The organism is Sediminibacterium sp. FW305-C-49 (genome assembly GCF_058231085.1).
This window is the reverse complement of the sequence record NZ_JBIQXS010000001.1, coordinates 480855-498640: the sequence shown is the minus strand read 5'-3', so window position 1 is coordinate 498640 and position 17786 is coordinate 480855. Positions and strand designations below refer to the sequence as shown.

Annotated in this window: 12 protein-coding genes; all 12 read left to right on the top strand. The window is 42.4% G+C overall.

The annotated features are described in order from the left end of the window. Positions 1-304 precede the first annotated feature (304 nt). The 12 genes from ACH3Z1_RS02120 (at position 305) to ACH3Z1_RS02065 (ending at position 17775) form a co-directional block, all read left to right on the top strand. On the top strand, positions 305-2641 hold the full coding sequence (locus ACH3Z1_RS02120) for a glycosyl hydrolase family 28 protein (RefSeq protein ID WP_490820186.1): 2337 nt from the start codon (positions 305-307) through the stop codon (positions 2639-2641). Between the two features lie 4 nt (positions 2642-2645). Then, the gene (locus ACH3Z1_RS02115; RefSeq protein WP_490820185.1) at positions 2646-4559 is read left to right on the top strand and encodes a DUF4350 domain-containing protein; all 1914 of its coding nucleotides are present in this window, start codon (positions 2646-2648) and stop codon (positions 4557-4559) included. A gap of 1 nt (position 4560) precedes the next feature. Further along, positions 4561-6672: a pectate lyase gene (gene pelA / locus ACH3Z1_RS02110; protein WP_490820184.1), complete on the top strand. Its 2112-nt coding sequence runs from the start codon at positions 4561-4563 to the stop codon at positions 6670-6672. 1 nt (position 6673) lies between these two features. Continuing rightward, positions 6674-8206 (top strand): tagaturonate reductase, encoded by a 1533-nt coding sequence (locus ACH3Z1_RS02105; protein WP_490820183.1) that lies wholly within the window; start codon positions 6674-6676, stop codon positions 8204-8206. Beyond that, on the top strand, positions 8203-9861 hold the full coding sequence (locus ACH3Z1_RS02100; protein WP_490820182.1) for a UxaA family hydrolase: 1659 nt from the start codon (positions 8203-8205) through the stop codon (positions 9859-9861). The genes ACH3Z1_RS02105 and ACH3Z1_RS02100 overlap by 4 nt, the downstream gene beginning before the upstream one ends. 25 nt (positions 9862-9886) lie before the next feature. Beyond that, complete coding sequence (uxaC, locus tag ACH3Z1_RS02095; RefSeq protein WP_490820181.1) at positions 9887-11311, top strand: glucuronate isomerase; 1425 nt, start codon at positions 9887-9889, stop codon at positions 11309-11311. 112 nt (positions 11312-11423) lie between these two features. Further along, a complete protein-coding gene (locus ACH3Z1_RS02090) occupies positions 11424-13049 on the top strand; it encodes an NADP-dependent glyceraldehyde-3-phosphate dehydrogenase (protein ID WP_490820180.1) in 1626 nt (541 codons plus the stop codon). A gap of 1 nt (position 13050) precedes the next feature. Beyond that, a complete protein-coding gene (locus ACH3Z1_RS02085) occupies positions 13051-13812 on the top strand; it encodes an SDR family NAD(P)-dependent oxidoreductase (RefSeq protein WP_490820179.1) in 762 nt (253 codons plus the stop codon). Positions 13813-13965: 153 nt separating this feature from the next. After that, positions 13966-14796 carry a 5-dehydro-4-deoxy-D-glucuronate isomerase gene (kduI, locus tag ACH3Z1_RS02080; protein ID WP_490820178.1) on the top strand — a complete coding sequence of 277 codons (831 nt, stop codon included), beginning with the start codon at positions 13966-13968 and terminating at the stop codon, positions 14794-14796. Between the two features lie 12 nt (positions 14797-14808). Further along, on the top strand, positions 14809-15816 hold the full coding sequence (locus tag ACH3Z1_RS02075; protein WP_490820177.1) for a sugar kinase: 1008 nt from the start codon (positions 14809-14811) through the stop codon (positions 15814-15816). Continuing rightward, positions 15809-16468, top strand: a complete 660-nt coding sequence (locus tag ACH3Z1_RS02070; RefSeq protein WP_490820176.1) for a bifunctional 4-hydroxy-2-oxoglutarate aldolase/2-dehydro-3-deoxy-phosphogluconate aldolase — start codon at positions 15809-15811, stop codon at positions 16466-16468. Before ACH3Z1_RS02075 ends, ACH3Z1_RS02070 begins: the two co-directional genes overlap by 8 nt. Positions 16469-16470: 2 nt before the next feature. Continuing rightward, positions 16471-17775: an MFS transporter gene (locus ACH3Z1_RS02065; RefSeq protein ID WP_490820175.1), complete on the top strand. Its 1305-nt coding sequence runs from the start codon at positions 16471-16473 to the stop codon at positions 17773-17775. The last annotated feature ends 11 nt before the right edge of the window (positions 17776-17786 follow it).

The window sequence follows — 17786 nt, the reverse complement described above, 5'->3', positions numbered from 1 at the left end:
AAAACTACCCCCAGAACTTCCCTGCTACTGAATATCTGAGTAGACTTGTTGCCTGATTGGGCACAGATTTTTAAGCCTGTTATACAATCAGGCGCTTGCCATGAGTTTCATCAACGGAACATATCGTCATTGTACAAAAAAAGCCATGTCAGCAACTGGCAATGAACGAACTGATGGCGGGCTGCAAATACTAACGCTTGTTTTGTTTATTGGTATATCGGCGAGAGCCAAATGTTACAGCTATACAGGTACTCCTGTATAGCTTTTTTATATGCACTAATTTGTAGTGTTGAAAATGAATAGTATGAAACGTATCGTTTATTTCACTTTATTACTCGCTTTACTGGGTTTTGAATTGCCGGAAAAGAAAGTTCGCTTCTTTATGATCGGAGATTCAACCATGGCCGATAAACCTTTGGCCAATAATCCTGAGCGTGGCTGGGGACAATTATTTCCGCAGTTGCTTACCAGCGAAGTAGAAGTGCATAACCATGCGGTAAACGGACGCAGCACCAAAAGTTTTGTAAAAGAAGGCCGATGGGATTCGGTAATGAAACAACTGCGGGCAGGTGATTATGTATTTATTCAGTTCGGACACAATGATTCAAAAATAACAGACAGCAACCGTTATGCTGCACCACAGACCACTTACCGCAATACACTGATACGTTTTGTAAACGATGCGAGATCAAAAGGAGCCAACCCCATTTTGGTCACACCTGTCATGCGCAGAAAATTTGATACCAAGGGCGTATTTGTAGACCAGCATGGAGAATATCCGGGTGTAGTAAGAGAGATTGCCCAACAGATGAATGTGCAATTGATCGACTTACACAAGAGCAGTCAGACATTGATTGAGCAACATGGTGTAGAAGGTTCAAAGAAAATGTTTTTATGGATCGATCCACGTCATTACGGCGCGATGTTCGATGGAAAAAAAGACGACACCCATTTTTCTGATTATGGTGCCATCTCTATGGCTTCATTGGTATGCGCAGAGATGAAAGCCAAAAATATTGCAGCGCAATACCTCAAACCATCTGTTCATCCGGAGAAATATGAATACGAGTTACCAAAAATATATGCACCGCATTTTAAGAAAGATACCTTCTCCATTGTAAACTATGCGGCAAAAAATGATGGTATTACACTTAATACAGTAGCGATTAACAAAGCCATAGAAGCCTGTGCCGCGAATGGCGGAGGTACAGTATTGATTCCGGCAGGGTTGTGGCTTACGGGTCCCATTACCATGAAAAGCAATGTAGAACTGTATTCAGCAAAAAATGCACTGATATTGTTTACGCCCGACAGAAAAGCCTACCCATTGGTAAAATCCTCTTTCGAAGGTGTATATGCGGCACGTTGTCAGTCGCCTATTACCGCTGAAGGATTGGAAAATATTGCTATCACAGGTCATGGTATCTTTCACGGATCGGGTGATGTATGGAGACCACTCAAAAGAAATAAACTCACCGACTCTGAATGGAAAAAACATATTGCACGTGGAGGTGTGGTAACAGAAGATAAAACCACCTGGTATTCATCTGAAGGCGCATTGAAAGGATCGCTTACCAATAATATCGGTAAACTCTTACCCGGTCTTGAATTAAAAGACTTTGAAGAGATCAGGGATTTTCTTCGCCCCAATATGTTGCGCATTCTCGATTGTAAAAATGTAATACTAGATGGCGTAACATTTGAAAATTCTCCTGCATGGACCATGCACCTGATTACCAGTCAGCACATCACGATTAAAAATGTATCCGTAAAAAATCCATGGTACGGTCAAAACACAGATGCGCTTGATCTCGAAGCCTGTGCCAATGTGCTGGTAGACGGCTGTAAGTTTGATACAGGTGATGATGGTATCTGTATCAAATCGGGCAGAGATGAAGAAGGAAGAAAAAGAGGTATCCCTACAGAAAATGTGATCGCAAAAAATACCACCGTATACCATGCACACGGGGGTTTTGTGATTGGCAGTGAAATGAGTGGCGGTGCAAGAAACCTGTTTGTATCTGATTGCAATTTTATCGGAACCGATATTGGTCTGCGTTTTAAAACCGTGAGAGGCAGGGGTGGTGTGGTAGAAAATATTTATGCGGCCAATATCAATATGAAAGACATTCCGGGTGAAGCCATTTCATTCGATATGTATTATGCGGCCAAAGACCCGGTGCCACTGGCAGGAGAAGAAAGAGAATTACCCAAAGTAGAAATATTGCCGGTAACAGAAGCTACGCCGGTATTCAGGAATTTTTACATCAACAATATTGTTTGCAATGGGGCAGCCAAAGCAGTATTTGTAAGAGGTATTCCTGAAATGCGGGTGAGTAATGTGGTATTCAATAACCTTACCATGAAAACCGACAAGGGTATTGAGTGTACAGAAGCGCAGGGCATCAGTTTTAATAATGTATACCTGCAACCATCAGATACCAAACCACTGGTGCATATACAGAACAGTGCCGATATCAGTTTTCATCAACTGCGTTATGCGCCCAATCCGACCATGATCATGAGCATCAATGGCGACCGTAATGGCAAAGTAAAAGTAACGGGTGCCGATATTTCATCTTTCAAAAACAAAACAGAGTTCCGTTATGGTGCCAATGCAGCATTACTGGAACTGAAATAAGCTGATGAAGAAATATATATACACGATATCGATCCTGTTCTTGTTGTATGCTACGAATCTCATGGCACAAAAGCCATGGTCTGAACGCATGACAGAAACAGTGATGCAGTTATGGCCCGATAGTATGGCATTAAAAGCAGGACAGCCTGCCAAATGGATCTATGACCAGGGTTTGATATTAAAAGGGATAGAGAAAGTGTGGCTGCGTACAGGTAATGGTAAATACTTTGACTACATCAAAAAAAGCATGGACTTTTTTGTGAACAAAGATGGTGTCATCAGAACCTATAAACAGACAGATTACAATATCGATAATATTACACCCGGCAGAAATCTGTTGTTATTATACGATGTACTGGAAGATGAGAAATACAGAAAAGCTGCATCAACACTCCGTGAACAATTAAAGAACCACCCGCGTACCAAAGAAGGTGGTTTCTGGCATAAAAAAATATATCCTTATCAAATGTGGTTGGATGGCTTGTATATGGGCGAACCTTTTTACGCCGAGTATGCACTCCGTTTCAATGAACCCGACATTTTTAATGATATCGCCAACCAGTTTATCTGGATGGAGCAGCATGCAAGAGATACTAAAACAGGATTGCTCTATCATGCATGGGATGAGAGCAAAGAACAACGATGGGCCAATCAATCAACCGGACAATCGCCGCATTTCTGGGGAAGAGCCATGGGCTGGTATGGTATGGCACTGGTAGATGTACTCGAACTATTTCCTGCATCACATCCAAAACGTGCAAAACTGCTCAATATCCTCAAACGTTATATCACAGCCATTAAAAAAGTACAGGATAAACAGTCCGGTGTATGGTGGCAGATATTGGATAAAGGAAATGTAAAAGGCAATTACCTGGAAGCCTCGGCTTCATCCATGTTTGTATATGCCATAGCAAAAGCAGTGCGGTTGGGTTATGCACCTGCTTCAGAAATGGCTACCGTGAAGAAAGCCTATGCAGGTGTATTGAAAACATTTGTTACTGTAGACAATGGAACTGCTAATCTCAATCGTGTTTGTCAGGTAGCGGGTTTGGGAGGAAACCCATACAGAGATGGTAGTTTCGATTATTATATCAGTGAGCCCATTGTTGCCAACGATCCGAAAGGGTTAGGTGCTTTTATATTGGCAGCCTCTGAAATGGAGACACTCACAGAAGCCAAACCGGGTACAGGAAAAACAGTGCTGTTGGATCAGTATTTTAATCACGAAACAAGAAAGAATAAACAGGGTAATACCGTTCCCTTTCACTATACCTGGGAAGACAGAATGAACAGTGGTTTTGCTTTATGGGGTAACCTGTTCAGGAACCAGGGAGCAGCAACTGTTTCATTGATGGCAGAGCCAACAGCAGCAACATTAAAAAATGCATCTGTTTATATCATTGTTGATCCTGATACTAAAAAGGAAACAGAAAACCCTGCGTTTATTCAACCACAACATACCAAAGCTATTAGTGAATGGGTGAAAGCGGGTGGTGTATTGGTATTAATGGCCAATGATTCGGCCAATACCGAACTGGATCATTTCAATCAGCTGGCGGGTGCATTTGGTATAGGGTTCAACAAAGACAATCGCAATGCAGTAAAGAACAACGCATACGAAACAGGATTAATTAAAGTAGCAAAAGGCAACCCGGTATTTAAAACCGCAGAACGTCTTTTCATTAAAGAGATAGCTACCATCAGTGTAAAAGTACCGGCGAAAGCTTTGGTGAAAGACCAGGAACATATCATTATGGCAGTGGCCGATTATGGCAAAGGAAAAGTATTTGCAGTAGGTGATCCCTGGTTGTACAATGAATATGTAGACGGAAGAAAATTACCTGCTGATTTTGACAATTACACAGCTGCAAAAGAATTAGCCACCTGGTTATTACAAATGGCCAAATCCAAACAATAACATGCCCTTAAAAAAAACAGGAATACGATTTATTGGGCTGTTATGGCTGATGCTGCTGACAAATGGTTTGCAGGCTCAGTCTGTATTGCTGGTGGTAGATGCAAAGTGTGGTGGCGATTTCCGAAGTATACAGGATGCCGTAAACAGTTTACCTGATACTGCGCATGAACAAAGGGTGATTTACATAAGAAATGGAACCTACGCAGAGAAAGTATTCATCAGTAAACATAAAATAACACTTGCCGGAGAAGATAAAAACAAAACAATACTCAGCATCTCTCTGTCACGCGATGTTTGGCGATGTGAAAGTCCAGATGATTGGGGTGTGGCTGCATTGAACCTGAGAGGCAATGATATTGTACTCGAAAACCTGAGCATCATCAACAGTTATGGATTCGATAATGTGAATGATACTTATGTTGAATGTAAAACAGATACAGGCACCATCACCAAACAGGTACGCAGGTCGAGTCACCAGATGGCACTGAGAAGTTTTGCCACTACAAGACTCATCGTTCGTAATTGTATTCTTCGCGCTTACGGAGGCGATACAGTGAGTCCATGGAACGTAGAAGAAGGCATGTATTATTTCAAAGATTGCTTAATGGAAGGTGGTGTGGATTTTTATTGTCCAAGAGGATGGGCTTTTGCCGAGAACTGTGAATTTGTGGCACATGGTAATGTGGCAGCCATCTGGCATGACGGATCGAAATATGAAGAGTCAAAAACGGTGTTGGTGAACTGTACATTCAGGGGAGATGATGGTTTTAAACTGGGTCGTTACCACCGCGATGCACAATTCTATCTCTTGAATTGCAGCTTTGCAGAAAATATGGCAGATGCACCTGTGTACCTGAATCCAAGTAATCCGCAGAATGCCATTTTATGGGGTCAGCGTGTTTATTTCTTCAACTCACACAGAAAAGGAGGCGATTATAGCTGGCATAAAGACAACCTGCATGAAGCAAAAGGCTCACCCAAAGCGGAAATGATTACACCTCAATGGACATTTGGAGGCAGATGGAATCCGCTGGAGGTTCAGGCGTTTAAGTTTCAGGGGGAAAAAGAAATAAGAAATAAGGAAATAAGGAATCTGGAATCAGGAAGTAAAGAAGCAAGAAACAAGGAGATAGTACAATTAGATCACATTGTATTTCAGGCAGATAATATGCTGCTATACCAGAGAGCCATCGGCGGATGGCCAAAAGCAGTGGGTGAAGTGAAAGTGGATTATACAAAGCAACTGTCTGAAGCGGAAAAGAAAAAAACACAAGCAGACTCTTTAAGAAAAGATGCAACGATTGATAATAGCGCCACCACCAAAGAAATCAGGTTCCTGATCAATGCTTATAAACAAACCGGTGACCAGCGTTACCTGAAAGCCGCAGAAAAAGGTATTCGTTATTGCCTGAAAGCGCAGTATGCAAATGGAGGATGGCCACAATATTATCCTGATTCAAGTTCGTATCGCGCACAGATCACGTATAACGACAATGCCATGGTAAATGTGCTGAACATCATGCAGGATATTGTTGAGCAGAAAAACAATTTCAACCTGGTTGATGCTGTATTGGTTCCGCTGGCTGCAAAAGCAGTTGAAAAAGGGATAAGCTGTATTCTTCAGACACAATTAACGGTGAATGGAAAATTAACAGCCTGGTGTGCACAATACAACCATAAAACACTGCAGCCCGAAATGGCAAGAAAGTTTGAACTGGTATCATTGAGTGGTATGGAGTCTGCGGGTATTGTTTCTTTTCTTTTGCGTTTACCTAATCCGACACAGCCCATCAAACAGGCCATACAAGCTGCTGTAGAATGGTTTGAACTCGTGAAAATAAAAGGGTATGTATACAAGGATATTCCTGATCCGGCTATGCCTAATGGAAAAGACAGGGTAATTGTGGCGGAAGAGCATGCCGTATTATGGGCACGCTTTTATGAGATACCCAATAACAAACCATTCTTTACAGGCAGAGACAGTATCAGGAAATATAAACTCACTGAAATTGAACATGAAAGAAGAGTAGGTTATGCCTGGTATGGAACATGGCCGGAAAAAATACTGGTAAAAGATTATCCGGCCTGGAAGAAAAAAAATTTAATTAATTAAAGTGATAGAGCGAATGCAATTGAGTGCAGCAAATATGAAACAACCCAGGTCTGGACAAGCAGAATGGCCAGACCCATCTTTATTGAACCTGCCTGAAAAAGTACTACAATTTGGTACGGGTGTTTTATTAAGGGGCCTGCCCGATTATTTTATTGACAAAGCCAATAAGCAAGGTGTTTTCAACGGAAGAATTGTAGTAATAAAATCAACAGACCGGGGTGGTACAGATGCTTTTGATGCACAGGATGGTCTGTATACTTTATTGGAAAGAGGGTACGAAGCAGGCATTAAAACAGAAAAAGTAATTGTCAATGCCGCTATCAGCAGGGTATTGTCTGCCAACCATCAATGGAATGATATACTGGCCTGCGCGGAAAATCCCGCATTGCAGCTTATTATTTCAAACACCACAGAGGTAGGCATAACGCTGGTTACCTCAGATGCCACCGCGGTATTGCCTGTTTCATTTCCGGGTAAACTCCTGGCTTTTCTTTTCAAACGCTACCATCATTTCAATGGTTCGCAGGAAGCTGGAATGGTGATTGTTCCCACTGAGCTGATTACGGACAATGGCGCAAAACTGAAAGCCATTGTTACTGAACTCGCACGTCTCAAAAATACAGGCGAAGAATTTATAGAATGGCTTCATACTGCCAATGATTTTTGTAGCTCACTGGTAGACAGAATTGTTCCCGGTAAACCTGCGAAAGAGGATCAGAAAAATATGGAAGCAATATTGGGTTATGAAGACGAACTCATGATTATGTCTGAAACCTATCGTCTCTGGGCTATCGAAACAGACAGGGAAAGAACAAAAAATATCCTGTCTTTTGCAACAGCCGACAAAGGCGTTGTGCTGGCAAAAGACATCAACCGTTTCAGGGAACTGAAACTGAGATTACTGAATGGTGCCCATACTTTTAGTTGTGGCTTGGCTTCTTTAGCGGGATTCAGACTGGTAAAAGATGCGATGCAGGACGAAAATTTTACAAAGTTTCTGTCAACACTCATGCTCGAAGAAATAGCACCTATTGTTGCTAGCGGCGATATTAGGAAAGAAGAAGCGGAAGCGTTTGCCATGCAGGTGATGGATCGTTTCCGTAATCCATACATCGATCACCAGTGGGAACATATTGCGGTACAATACACGTCGAAAATGGCCATGCGCAATGTGCCGTTGATACAGGCGCTCTACCATACGGGAGAACAACACAATAGTAATATGGCGCTTGGTTTTGCGGCTTATCTTTATTTTATGAAACCACAACGGTCGGGAGAGGGTAAAAACTTTGTTAACCGGCAGGGAATGATATTGAATGATGATAAAATGAACCTGCTGTTTACGCATTGGGAGCAAGGGCTGCCGGTGGAGGAAACCATAGTACAAATCATGGCAGATCAAACCATCTGGGGCGCTGATCTCAGTCAGTATCCTCATTTTGTTTTATCGGTAACGGATCATTATTTCCAGTTAACAACAAAGCACCCTTTTACGCTGGTAAAAGCAGCCGGTAATCAAAAATCAGTCGCATGAGTGAGGCAAGAAAAATAATACAGGTGCATCCTGCTGATAATGTATTGGTGGCTTTACAGGATTTGCAGGCAGGTGAAACAGTGGTCTGGAAAGAACAATCATATACACTGGCAGAAACCATACCCGCAAAACATAAATTCACAACGGAAAATATTGCTTCCGGTAATGCCATCACCATGTATGGTGTGCTCGTAGGAAAAGCCAAACAGGATTTACCGGCGGGCGTTCGCATCAGTACAGAAAATATTACACATGCATCGGGTAGTTATAGTCTGCATGAAAGAAGAACAGGCTGGCATATTCCTGATACAGCCAAATGGCAACAAAAAACATTCGATGGCTATCATCGTGCAGATGGTTCAGTGGGTACGGCCAATTACTGGCTGGTGATACCACTTGTATTTTGTGAGAACAGAAATATTGAAGTGATACGCGAAGCATTACTGGAAGAGCTGGGTTATGCAAGGGTAAAAAAATACAACCAGTTTACACAGCACCTTACTAAACTCTACCAGTCGGGTGCTGATACTGCTGCCATTCTGGAAACAGATTATGTAGAAACGGAAACCGTGAATGGCCGATCACCACTCTTTCCTAATATTGATGGCATTAAATTTCTTACACACGACGGTGGTTGCGGTGGCATCAGACAGGATGCGCAAACCTTATGTGGATTACTGGCAGGTTATATCACACACCCTAACGTAGCAGGAGCAACCATTTTGAGTCTGGGTTGTCAGAATGCACAGGTGACCATGTTACAGGATGAGATAAAAAAGCGTGATGCAGCATTCGCCAAACCATTGTTTATACTTGAGCAGCAGAAATTAGGTACTGAAACAACACTGGTATCAACCGCCATCAAACAAACATTTGCCGGTTTGGTGGAAGCCAATAAAAACAAAAGAAAACCTGCACCACTCAGCAAACTCTGTATTGGTCTGGAATGTGGTGGCTCCGATGGCTTTTCCGGTATATCGGCCAACCCTGCCATTGGTTATACATCTGATTTACTGGTGGCATTGGGCGGCAGTGTTATTTTATCTGAGTTTCCGGAACTCTGTGGTGTGGAACAGGAACTGAGTGACCGTTGTGTGGATGAAAATATGGCTAAGCGTTTTATGCAGCTGATGCAAACCTATAACCAGAAAGCGGAAGCAGCAGGCAGTGGTTTTTATATGAATCCATCACCCGGTAATATTAAAGACGGATTGATTACCGATGCTATTAAATCGGCCGGTGCAGCTAAAAAAGGAGGTACATCTCCAGTAGCAGATGTGCTCGATTATCCGGAGAAACTAAACAAACCCGGCCTCAATTTATTGTGTACACCGGGTAATGATGTTGAATCAACTACTGCAGAAGTAGGATCCGGCGCTACTGTGGTTTTGTTTACAACTGGTTTGGGAACACCAACAGGTAATCCGATTGCACCTGTTGTAAAATTATCGAGCAATACAGCTTTGTATGAACGTATGCAGGACATCATCGATATCAATACAGGCACCATCATTGAGGGAAAAGAAACGATCGAAGAAGCAGGAGAAAGAATATTGAACTATGTAATTGAAGTAGCCAGTGGCCGCATACAGGTTAGCGCCGTTAGAAACGGGCAAGACGATTTTATACCATGGAAAAGAGGAGTGAGCCTCTGACATTAACCAATAAGTAAGCAAGTTTATGAAACAGTTTTTAGACGAACATTTTTTGCTGAACAATAAAACGGCACAGGAATTATACCACGGCTATGCCAAACATATGCCGGTGATTGATTATCACTGCCACCTGTCGCCTCAGCAGATAGCTGAAGACAAACAGTTCAAGAGTATTACAGAAGCCTGGTTGTATGGTGATCATTACAAATGGCGTGCTATGCGAACCAATGGGGTGGAAGAAAAATGCTGTACCGGTAATGCAAGCGATCGTGAAAAATTTCAGGCATGGGCAGCAACTGTGCCATATACATTGCGTAACCCATTGTATCACTGGACGCATCTGGAGCTGCAACGTTATTTTGGTGTAACAGATATATTGAATCAAAAAACAGCGGATGCGATTTTCGATCAGTGTACGGCATTGTTACAGACAAAGGAGTTTACGGTGCGCAATTTATTACGTAAGATGAATGTGGCACTGGTTTGTACTACCGATGATCCGGTAGACTCATTGGAACACCATGCCAAAATAAAAGCAGATGGCTTTGAAATACCTATTCTGCCTGCATTTCGTCCCGATCAGGCCATGAATGTGGCAGATGCGGTAAAATTCAACAGTTATATCAACCAGTTGGAAGCTGTTACAGGCATTTCCGTTTCTTCATTTGATGATTTCCTGTATGCCTTGCAAAACAGACATGATTATTTTGCTGCTGCGGGTTGCAATGTATCTGATCACGGACTTGAAGAAATTTATGCAGAAGATTTTACTGGCTCAGAAATCAACAGCATCTTCAATAAGATACATTCGGGTAAACAACTGAATGAATCAGAACAGCGCAAGTTCAAATCAGCCATGCTGGTACATTTTGCAGAGTGGGATTGGGAGAAAGGATGGGTGCAGCAGTTTCACCTGGGGGCATTAAGAAATAATAATTCAAGAATGCTGCAGCAGTTGGGTCCCGATACCGGATGGGATTCTATCGGCGATTTTTCACAGGGTCGTCCATTAGCGTCTTTCCTGAATAAACTCGACAGTGATAATAAACTGGCGAAAACCATCATTTATAACCTCAACCCTGCAGACAATGAACTGATGGCTACCATGATTGGTAATTTCAATGATGGTTCAGCAGCAGGTAAAATACAGTTTGGTGCCGCCTGGTGGTTCCTCGATCAGAAAGATGGTATGGTGAAGCAAATGAATGCATTGTCGAACATGGGATTACTCAGCCGTTTTGTAGGTATGTTAACCGATTCAAGAAGTTTTCTTTCTTTCCCTCGTCATGAGTATTTCAGAAGATTACTCTGTAATTTATTTGGAGAAGAAATAGAGAACGGTGAAATACCGGCAGATATGGAGTGGGTGGGTAAAGTGATCAAAGACATCTGTTACCGTAACGCACAACAATATTTTGGCTGGCAGGGTATTACTCCGCAAACCGTATAATTACATCTTCTGTGTCCCTCAGTGTCTTCAGTGGCAATACAATTAATTATTAGCCACTGAAGACACAGAGAAACACAGAAGTATTTTTTCCCTTAAAGCAAGCAACAATCGAATGGATTTTCAAACAAGATTACATCAACTATTTGTTGAGGAGAAAAACATCCCTCAGCAATTCCTGCTTCCTGGTGAAATACACCAGCGTACTTATTTGTCAGATGGCGAAATGAAAACATGGGACGGTCCGGTTCATGAAGTCTATTCGCCTATTTGTATTCAAACAGTCAATGGCCTGCAACGAAAACTAATCGGCACTTATCCTGTTTGTACAGAAAAAGAAGCCGACGAAGCACTGGAAGCAGCCGTTCGTGCCTATAATAATGGCCGCGGTCAGTGGCCTACCATGGGTGTGGCACAAAGAATTGAATGCGTGGAGAAATTTGTACAACGCATGCTGGAGCAGAAAGATATTGTGGTGAAACTTATCATGTGGGAGATCGGAAAATCATGGAGCGATTCAGTAAAAGAATTCGACAGAACAGTTGAATATGTATATGCTACTATCGATGCATTAAAGGATCTCGACAGAGATTCATCGCGCTTTACCATTGAACAGGGTATTGCTGCACAGATACGTCGCTCTCCATTGGGAGTGGTTTTATGTATGGGGCCATTCAATTATCCGTTGAATGAAACTTTTACTACGTTGATTCCTGCCATCATCATGGGGAATACATTATTGTTCAAACCCCCTAAACATGGCACTTTATTACATTATCCTTTGCTCGAAGCGTTCAAAGACTGTTTTCCCAAAGGTGTGGTGAATACTATTTATGGACGTGGCCATACAATCGTGCCCAGCCTGATGCAATCCGGAAAAGTGAATGTACTCACATTGATTGGGTCGAGTAAAGTAGCCAATGAATTAAAAAAGCTACATCCCAAAGTCAACAGGCTGAGGGCCATACTAGGACTGGATGCAAAAAATGCAGCCGTTATTACCAAAAACGCCGATTTAAAACTGGCGGTACAGGAAACCTTGCTGGGAAGTCTTAGCTTTAATGGGCAACGATGCACTGCTTTGAAAATTGTATTTGTTCATCGCAGTCTGGCAGCAGATTTTACGCAACAATTAAGTGAAGCCGTGGGCAAACTGAAATTTGGGATGCCCTGGGAAACTGCTGTCATGTTAACACCATTGCCAGAACCACATAAGCCGGCTTATTTACAGGCTTGCATAGAAGATGCAGAACAGTATGGTGCAAAAGTGATGAATGAAAATGGTGGAAAGCAATACGAATCATTTGTGTATCCGGCTGTATTGTATCCGGTGAATGAGAAAATGAAACTCTACAGAGAGGAACAGTTTGGGCCATTGATTCCTGTAGTACCTTTTGATGAAATTGATGAACCCATTCAATACCTGATCGATTCAACACATGGTCAGCAAGTGAGTTTATTCAGTAATGATAAAACGGAACTGGCATCACTGATTGATCCATTGGTAAACCAGGTGAGCAGGGTGAATATCAACTGTCAGTGTCAGCGTGGACCGGATGTGTTTCCATTTACGGGGAGAAAAGACAGTGCAGAAGGAACTTTATCGGTGGTAGATGCATTGCGTTCTTTCTCCATCCGTTCACTGGTGGCAGCTAAGCTAACAGAAGATAACAGACAGTTGATTAATGATATTGTTACTACACACGAATCAAATTTCCTGAGTACCAAATATATTTTCTGATATGCATGCATTTGATTTAACAGGTAAGCTGGCACTGGTTACAGGTTGTAACAAAGGCATCGGTAAAGGAATGGCTTTGGGTTTGGCAGAAGCGGGTGCTGATATTATTGGTGTATCAGGATCAATTGAACTCGAAGGAAGCGATATTGAGAAAGAAGTGAAAGCGCTCGGAAAAAATTTCACCGCCTATCAGGCAGACCTGTCGAATCGCGAAAGTATTTATGCTTTACTAAAAACCATCCAGTCCAATCACCCTATTATTGATATCCTGGTCAATAATGCAGGAACCATCATGCGGATGCCTGCTGCTGAACATCCGGATGAATATTGGGATAAAGTGATGTCGATTAACCTTGACGCGCCCTTTATTCTCGCCAGAGAAATCGGTAAACAGATGCTGACAAGGGGCAGTGGTAAAATTATCTTCACCTGCTCGTTGCTCAGTTTTCAGGGTGGTATAAATGTACCGGGTTATGCAGCGAGTAAAGGAGCATTGAGCAGTTTAATCAAGGCACTGGCCAATGAATGGGCGGGTAAAGGGTTACAGGTAAATGGCATTGCACCGGGTTATATTGCTACAGATAATACGGCTGCATTGAGAGAAGATGTAGAGAGAAGCAGTTCGATACTGTCGCGAATACCAGCAGGAAGATGGGGGCAACCTGAAGACTTTAAAGGTCCGGTAGTATTTCTGTCATCAAATGCATCAGACTATGTAAATGGAACGATTATAACAGTAGATGGAGGATGGATGGGGAGATGATTTTTTGATGGCTGATGGCAGATATCGGATTTGTGTCGTCAAAGGTCAATCATGAATGGTCAATGAGAAGAATGATGGTATAAAAAACAATATTCAACATTGACGATTCACCATTCATGCAAATCCTCTTTCGCAATACTAAATTAACGAACAATGCAAATACGATTTCAAAACAGTCCGAATGAAGTAAAGGGAATGGATACTGCTTCTTTGCGGACTAATTTTCATGTAGGAGATATGATGCAGGATAATCAGCTTACGCTGGTATATTCTCATTACGACCGTGTGATTATTGGGGGTGTGAAACCTGTTCAGCAGTCTGTTGCACTTGGTAATGAAGCGGAGTTGCGTGCAGATTATTTTCTGGAAAGAAGAGAAATGGGTATTATTAACACTGGTGGGTCTGGTTCGGTTATCGCTGATGGTGTTACGTATAAATTGAATAAACTGGATGCATTATATCTGGGTAAGGGAACAAAAGAAGTAAGTTTCTCCAGCACTAATGCAACTGAACCAGCAGTATTCTTTTTGTTATCGGCGCCGGCACATCATACTTATCCCAACAGAAGTATGACCAAAGAAGAAGCATCGCCTGTGAATATGGGAGAGGTAACCACATCCAATCAGAGAACCATTTATAAATATATACACCAGGAAGGTATACAGAGTTGTCAGTTGGTGATGGGACTTACGGTATTGAATCATGGAAGTGTGTGGAACTCTGTTCCGCCGCATACCCATACCCGTAGAATGGAAGTGTATTTTTATTTTGATGTACCCGAACAGCACCGGGTTTTTCATTTTATGGGACAGCCCACCGAAACCAGGCATATAACAATGGCGAATCATGAAGCGGTGATATCGCCACCCTGGTCGATGCATTTTGGTGCAGGTACATCCAATTATGGATTTATTTGGGGAATGGCAGGAGAGAATTATACATTTACTGATATGGATCCGGTGGCTATTGCCGAGATCAGGTAAGAAGACAACTGTATGAAGCAAGTATTGTGTCTGGGAGAAATATTATTGCGTTTATCGCCCGCTGCAAACGGACAATGGCTGGAGCAAAACCAGTTGCCTGTTTTTATGGGTGGAGCCGAACTCAATGCTGCTACTGCATTGGCAGTATGGGGGCATCGGGTAAAATATTTTACGGCCATGCCTGATAATGCTTTATCGAAAGATATTGCTGCCTATCTCTCCAAAAAAAATATTGATACTTCAGCCATACATTATTCAGGTAACAGGATCGGATTGTATTTCCTGCAGCAGGGAACAGATATGAAAAATGCAGGAACTGTTTTTGACAGGGCCGGCTCTTCATTTGCCACACTGGCAACAGGCGTAGTGAATTGGAATGAGGTATTACAGGATGTAGCATGGCTGCATTTCAGTGCAATCGCACCCGCAGTGAGTGCTTCAGCAGCAGACCTTTGTTTGGAAGCATTGAAAGCCGCAAGTGAAAAGGGAATAAAAATTTCTGTTGATCTCAACTACCGTGCTTTATTGTGGAAGTATGGAAAAGACCCCAAAGAAGTGATGAAAACTTTATTGCCTTATTGCAATCTTGTTATGGGTAATATCTGGGCGGCTAATACATTGTTGGGAATTGAATTGGATGAAAATCTGATTGGGTCTGAACAATATGCTGCACATGCCACAAAAACGGCAGAAGCTATTATGCAGCAATACCCGGCTTGTAAAACCGTAGCCAACACTTTTCGTTTCGACGAAGGAAAAGGTATCAGGTATTTCGCTGTATTGAATAAAGAAAAGGAACAAACGATCTCTGCAACTTTTAAAACAGCTACAGTCATAGATAAAGTAGGTAGTGGCGATTGTTTTATGGCAGGATTGATTCATGCCGCATTAAGTGGATACGCAGATGATGAGACCATCAATTATGCAGCAGCAGCAGCATTTGGTAAGTTGCAGGAGAAGGGCGATACCACATTGAACTCAGTAGAAACCATCAAAAAAATAATTGCATCAAATGGATAACCAGCAAATCATACAATCGATCACGCAGCAGGGTATGTTGCCCTTGTATTACCATGATGATGCCACGGTAACACTGGAAGTGGCGAAAGCATTGTATGCGGCAGGTATTCGTGTCATTGAATACACCAATCGCGGAGAACAGGCATTGGATAATTTCAGCTACCTGCTGGCGCAAAGAGAGGTGGCGATGCCGGGTATGTTACTGGGCATCGGCACCATCAAAACCTTAGCACATGCAGAAGCGTTTATCAATGCCGGAGCCGATTTTATTATTTGTCCGGGTATGATACCTGAAGTGGCGCATTATGTGCACGGCAAAGGAAAACTCTGGGTGCCGGGCTGTATGACTTCTACTGAAATCATGATGGCCGAACAGTTGGGTGCAAAGTTTATCAAACTCTTCCCGGGCAATTTATTGGGTCCCGGCTTTGTATCGGCCATCAAAGAACTGTTTCCCGGAATTGCATTTATGCCAACAGGAGGAGTAGAATTAGAAGAAGCGAATATACAGGCATGGTTTACTGCGGGTGTGAAAGCAGTGGGTATGGGCAGTAAACTCATCACCAAAACATTACTCGAACAGAAAGATTATACTACGATTAGCGAACAAACAAAAAGCGTATTGAATATCATTCAACGTATTAAACGATAGCCATGAATGCAGCCATAGGAAAATACAGGTGGACCATCTGTTCACTCATCTTTTTTGCCACCACCATCAACTACCTCGACAGACAGGTGATCAGTCTTTTAAAATCGACCCTGTCAGCCGAATTAAACTGGAATGACGCGGATTATGCCAATATTGAAATAGCATTCAAATTATTCTATGCTTTTGGTATGCTGGGTGCAGGAAGACTGATTGATAAACTGGGTACCAAGATTGGCTATGCACTGGCAACCGGGTTGTGGAGCCTTGCAGCCGTATGTCATGCTTTTGCATCGAGTGTGTTCAGTTTTGCGGTGGTGCGTTCATTTCTGGGTGTTACAGAAGCAGGTAATTTTCCTGCTGCCATTAAGAGTGTGGCAGAATGGTTTCCTAAAAAAGAAAGGGCACTGGCAACCGGTATATTTAATTCAGGTGCCAATTTCGGAGCGATCATCGCACCATTGACTGTTCCTTTTATTGCTGCAGAGTGGGGATGGAAATGGGCATTTATTCTTACGGGTATGATTGGTTTTATATGGCTCATCTTCTGGTTCCTTTTATATGAAGTGCCGCGTAAGCATAAAAAATTATCACAGGCCGAATTTGATTATATCCATAGCGACAAAGATGAAGTACAGGAAACAGATGATACAGTTGCAGAAAAAGTTTCCTGGTTCAAGCTGCTGGGTTTCAGACAAACATGGGCATTCGCCATTGGTAAACTGCTGACCGATCCTATCTGGTGGTTTTATTTATTCTGGTTACCCGATTTCCTGGAAGGTGAGTATGGATTAACAAAAACAGAAATTGCTATCCCTGTCGCTTTGGTGTATACCATTTCAACCGTTGGTAGTATTCTCGGTGGCTGGATACCTTTGCGCTTCATCAAAAGTGGGTGGACTGTTCATAAGGCAAGAAAAACATCCATGCTCATTTTTGCTTTTTGTGTATTACCGATTGTGTTTGCGCAGTTATTGGGAAGTGTAAATATGTGGCTGGCGGTATTCATTATTGGACTTGCCGCGGCTGCACACCAGGCCTGGAGTGCAAATATATTTACGACAGTTAGTGATGTGTTCCCTAAAAAAGCCATTGCTTCCATTACAGGCATTGGTGGCATGTTCGGATCACTGGGAGGTATATTATTGTCGCTGTTTGTGCAGAAGAATATGTTCGTCTACTACCGCAGCATCGATAAAATTGAAATAGCCTATTATATTATGTTCTTCATCTGCGGATTTGCTTACCTCGCCGGCTGGCTGGTGATGCATTTTCTGATTGGTAAGAGAAGAGAGATGGTGAAAGTGTAGTGCGTGAATGG

Excerpts from the sequence above, each read along its gene's own strand:
- ACH3Z1_RS02120 (WP_490820186.1), top strand. The coding sequence starts at position 305 with ATGAAACGTATCGTTTATTTCACTTTATTACTCGCTTTACTGGGTTTT.
- ACH3Z1_RS02115 (WP_490820185.1), top strand. The coding sequence starts at position 2,646 with ATGAAGAAATATATATACACGATATCGATCCTGTTCTTGTTGTATGCT.
- pelA (WP_490820184.1), top strand. The coding sequence starts at position 4,561 with ATGCCCTTAAAAAAAACAGGAATACGATTTATTGGGCTGTTATGGCTG.
- ACH3Z1_RS02100 (WP_490820182.1), top strand. The coding sequence starts at position 8,203 with ATGAGTGAGGCAAGAAAAATAATACAGGTGCATCCTGCTGATAATGTA.
- uxaC (WP_490820181.1), top strand. The coding sequence starts at position 9,887 with ATGAAACAGTTTTTAGACGAACATTTTTTGCTGAACAATAAAACGGCA.
- ACH3Z1_RS02090 (WP_490820180.1), top strand. The coding sequence starts at position 11,424 with ATGGATTTTCAAACAAGATTACATCAACTATTTGTTGAGGAGAAAAAC.
- ACH3Z1_RS02085 (WP_490820179.1), top strand. The coding sequence starts at position 13,051 with ATGCATGCATTTGATTTAACAGGTAAGCTGGCACTGGTTACAGGTTGT.
- kduI (WP_490820178.1), top strand. The coding sequence starts at position 13,966 with ATGCAAATACGATTTCAAAACAGTCCGAATGAAGTAAAGGGAATGGAT.
- ACH3Z1_RS02075 (WP_490820177.1), top strand. The coding sequence starts at position 14,809 with ATGAAGCAAGTATTGTGTCTGGGAGAAATATTATTGCGTTTATCGCCC.
- ACH3Z1_RS02070 (WP_490820176.1), top strand. The coding sequence starts at position 15,809 with ATGGATAACCAGCAAATCATACAATCGATCACGCAGCAGGGTATGTTG.
- ACH3Z1_RS02065 (WP_490820175.1), top strand. The coding sequence starts at position 16,471 with ATGAATGCAGCCATAGGAAAATACAGGTGGACCATCTGTTCACTCATC.